General features: G+C 62.8%; 4 protein-coding genes. All 4 read right to left on the bottom strand.

Annotated features, from left to right (window positions below; genetic code table 11):
• Positions 1–211 (bottom strand): hypothetical protein (locus HMPREF0975_RS16885; RefSeq protein WP_232212546.1); only part of this gene is annotated, 211 nt, incomplete at its 3' end.
• Positions 212–572: 361 nt separating this feature from the next.
• Positions 573–1,313 carry a response regulator transcription factor gene (locus HMPREF0975_RS12970; protein ID WP_009234653.1) on the bottom strand — a complete coding sequence of 247 codons (741 nt, stop codon included), beginning with the start codon at positions 1,311–1,313 and terminating at the stop codon, positions 573–575.
• Complete coding sequence (locus HMPREF0975_RS12965) at positions 1,310–2,701, bottom strand: sensor histidine kinase (RefSeq protein ID WP_232212545.1); 1,392 nt, start codon at positions 2,699–2,701, stop codon at positions 1,310–1,312. Before HMPREF0975_RS12965 ends, HMPREF0975_RS12970 begins: the two co-directional genes overlap by 4 nt.
• A 56-nt stretch (positions 2,702–2,757) precedes the next feature.
• Positions 2,758–3,915 (bottom strand): serine hydrolase domain-containing protein, encoded by a 1,158-nt coding sequence (locus HMPREF0975_RS12960; RefSeq protein WP_009234651.1) that lies wholly within the window; start codon positions 3,913–3,915, stop codon positions 2,758–2,760.
• Between the last annotated feature and the right edge of the window lie 18 nt (positions 3,916–3,933).

Below are 3,933 nucleotides of genomic sequence, written 5' to 3'. Positions count from 1 at the left end.
AACCAGAGCAAAGCCAGTACAAAGCCCAGAAAACCAGACCAAAGCCCAACCCAACCCCAAGCAAAACCCAGAGCCAGGCAAACCAAAAACAAACAGCCCCAAGAAACCACACACAACCAAACAAGCCATGCACAGCCCCCCAGAACCAAATGACATAAAAAACATGACACACTATCGAGTTCTCAAACAACACACCCAGCGAGATATCCACAAGGAATATTCCCTGCTTGCCTCTCGAAGGCGACCGGACTAGGATAAGCAGATCGGCGTTCCAGATTCAAATTCGGATCGCGTGACCCTGATCTCTGAACTTTATCCGCTATTTAACGCTTCGGCGGGCTCACGCCCGTCGATCTGACGTTTCCGTCGTCCGGAGCCACCGTCGAACCGTCCGGTCGCGTCGGCAGCGAGGAGTACTATAGCCAGACGACGGCGCACACTGTCAAACAGTTTTACGGTGACCTACATCACAGTCTGCGCATCCGTCTGCTCTGGTCGGATTCCCGCGCTATGGCGCGCCGGCCCGCCCTGCCTCGGTCTTGCCCGAGTCCGCTCTCGATTCCTATCCGAGCTTACGGATGCACCATGCCTGCGCGGATCCCCCATAACACCGCCTGGAGACGATCCCGGGATCCGGTCTTCTGCAGGAGCCCTGTCAGGTGGTACTTGATCGTCGTCGGCTCGACGTACAGATGCGCGGCCATTTCCCCATTGGACATTCCCTGCGACAGCAGGTGGAGCACCTCCTGCTCTCGGACAGTCAAGGTGACCTCTGCGGAGTCAGCTCCTGTGGAGACCGCCGGCTCGGAGGCACCACCGGCATCCACGACTCTGTCCGCACTCCGGCACTGGGCTTCCCCGCCCCCACCGGTGGTCGATCCTCGCAAACCTCGTCTGGAAAGCTCATGCAGGATGCGACGGGTGACGCGCTGATCCAGAGTCCCCTCCCCCGCTGCGACGGATCGGACCGCCCCCAGGAGAGTGTCCTCATCAGCACCTTTGAGAAGAAAGCCCGCGGCACCGGCCTCGAGTGAGGCCAGGACGTCGTCATCGACGTCGAAAGTGGTCAGGATGAGCACATCCACGTCCAGATCAGGGTCGGACACGATTGCCCGTGTCGCCTCAATACCGTCGGTCCCGGGCATGCGGATGTCCATGCACACGACGTCGGGGCGCAGCTCACGAGCCCGCGCAATGGCCTCCGCGCCGTCGGCCGCCTCACCCACGACCTCAATGTCCTCCTCCGCTCCGAGGATGACGCTTAAGCCGGCGCGGACCACGGCCTGATCGTCGGCGATGACAAGTCGAATCATGAGAGAGCTGCTTCCTCCTCGGTGCGGGGCCCGTCGGCGCCGTCCGGCGGAACGGGGATGACGAGACGGTTGCACCAGCCACCCTCGGGGTCGGGTCCGGCACTCAGCTCAGCGCCCACCAGGGCTGCCCGCTCAGCCATGCCGGACAGACCGTAGCCACCGCCCTTACTGCCCGCGCTCGCCTGACTCGCCTCCGCATTAGGCGGACGTCGGTTACTCACCACGATCTCCACACACCCCTGCTGATAAGTGATCCGCACCTGGCAAGGTGCTCCCGGAGCATGCCGTGCGCAGTTGGCGAGCGATTCCTGAACCATACGGTAGGCGGCGGTGTCTGCCAGCGGGCTCAGGGGGCATGGACAGCCGTTGACTGCGTACCCGACCCGCTGTTGACGACGGCGGGACTCCTCAACAAGACGAGGCACAGCCGCCAGTGATGGAAGAGGCACTGGCTCCCACGTCATCCGGGACTCTGTCACAGCCGCCGGCTCGACTGTCGCCCCGGTGCTCGACGACGTCGGCTCACCCGAACGACCGCCCCCAGCCCGTCCTTCGCGCTGAAAGTCACTGCTGTCCTCACTGCGCAGGAGGCCGACGACCTGGCGCAGATCGGCCAGAGCGGTTCGGGCGCTGTCCTGCACCGTCTGGAGCATCTGGTCGGAACGCTCCTGGTCCTTGTGCCGCAGGGCCGCGGCCGCCTGGGCGCTGACGATGACGCCTGAGAGGTGGTGGCCAGCGATGTCATGGAGATCGCGGGCCAGGGCATTGCGACTGGCCCGCAGCTCGCCTTCGACCCGCTCGCGCTCCTGATGCTCGAGCAGCTGCTTCTCCCGCTCGAGGAGCTCGGCCTTGTCGCGCAGCGCCTGGTGGAGTTGCTCGCGCCCCAGCATGTGCTCCGCCATCGCCACCGGTAGGAGGTAACGCTGTATCAGGTGCGCCAGAAGTAAGATAATAATGGCGATTATCCCGCGTTGACCGGAGTACACCTTCCCAATGAGGAAGGCCACGTTAAAGACGATGACGTTGGCAAACAGCGCAACCTGCCAGCCCGGGATGCGATAACGCACGAGGTACCAGATGACAACGATGACCGCGGCGGATCCGAGTCCCGATTGATCGCTGGCGATGAGGATGATGAGATCGGCGGCAGCCACGATCACGAGCACCCAGTACGGGAAGCGCACCGTCATCATCACGGCTGCCACCTGGGTGATGACCAGGACGATGAAGAGAATCGCCCGGGGAACCGAGCTGACTCCGTAGTTGCTGATGTGCTCGGGATCGGCCAACACCAGGCCGACGTAGGGCAGCACGCTGAGCAGGCAGAGCCCCACCGCGGCCCTGGGAAGACGCGATGGTCTCTTCACCTGAACGGCGGAATCGGGCATACCTCGAGTCAAGCACACGCGCGACGCCGAGGCGCCCGGAACCGACTCAGAACTCATCACTTGTGGCACAGGGCAGCGTCCACCGCCTCATCGACCTTTCCGGCTTTCTCCTTGGCGGAATTTTCCAGGTTGCTCTGGTCGGCAATAGCACTGGAAAGGGCAGTGACAGCGACAGTCACAGCGGTACCGTCGGGACCGACGGCATTATGAGTCTCATAACCAAAAATCCCGCCACCGTGGCCCCAGGAGGTGCCTCCACAGCTGAGCGGAGTACCGAAAAGTCCCAGTCCGTACACCATGCCACCTGATCCGGTGTCGACGCCTTTCTTCATCTCATCGATGCTGGCCTGGGTCAGCAGCCTGCCGTCGAAGACAGCCTGGAAAAAGGTATTGAGCTCACTGGGGGTCGACACCATCGCCCCAGCCGCCCAAGGAAGCGAGGCATCCATCTCGGTGACGTCCTCCAACTTACCCTCACCATTGATGTGGTAACCCTGGGGGTGCGAACCACGGATCTTCTTCTCACCGTTCCCCGGAAAGTAGGTGTGAGACAACCCGAGCCTCTTGATGATGCGCTGGTCGATCTGCTCCCCCACCGGCCGCTGAGACACCCGTTCAATGAGCATCCCCAGCACAATGTAGTTCGTATTCGAATAGCTCCATTGTGTCCCCGGTTCGAAGGCCGCAGGTTTGCTGAGTGCGACGTCGAGCAGGTCACGTGCCGGAATGTAATGCTGAATATTCTCCAATGCAGCGGCGTTGCTGGAGAAGTAATAGTCGGTGTACTCAGGCAGTCCGCTGGTGTGCTGCAGGAGCTGGCGCACAGTGATCTTCGAGGCGTCGATGCCCTCGCCCTTGATCAGGCCCGGCAGATAGGTCTCGATCGGCTCATCGAGCCCCACCTTGCCCTCCTGAACCATCTGCATGACCACCACGGCCACAAAGGTCTTCGTATTCGACCCGATCCGGACCTCACCGTCCAGCGGCGGGGCCTGACCCGTCTCCAGGCTGCCCTTGCCCACAGCCACCCCCGCCGACTCACCCTTGCTATCCGTCACCGCCGCCAGCGCCGCCGGGTAACCGGCATCCACCAGCCCCTGGGCCCGGGACTTCAGACTCTCAGCCTCCCCCTTCGACGGCGCCGCCGACGCCGCCCACCACGCAGCCCCCAACGCCAACTCGCCGCCACCAAAGGCACCGCCAACACCCGACACACCACCGACCTACGACGA

The sequence above is a fragment of the Actinomyces sp. oral taxon 849 str. F0330 genome (assembly GCF_000239715.1).
GTDB lineage: Bacteria > Actinomycetota > Actinomycetes > Actinomycetales > Actinomycetaceae > Actinomyces > Actinomyces johnsonii.
This window is presented reverse-complemented; position numbering and strand designations above follow the sequence as displayed.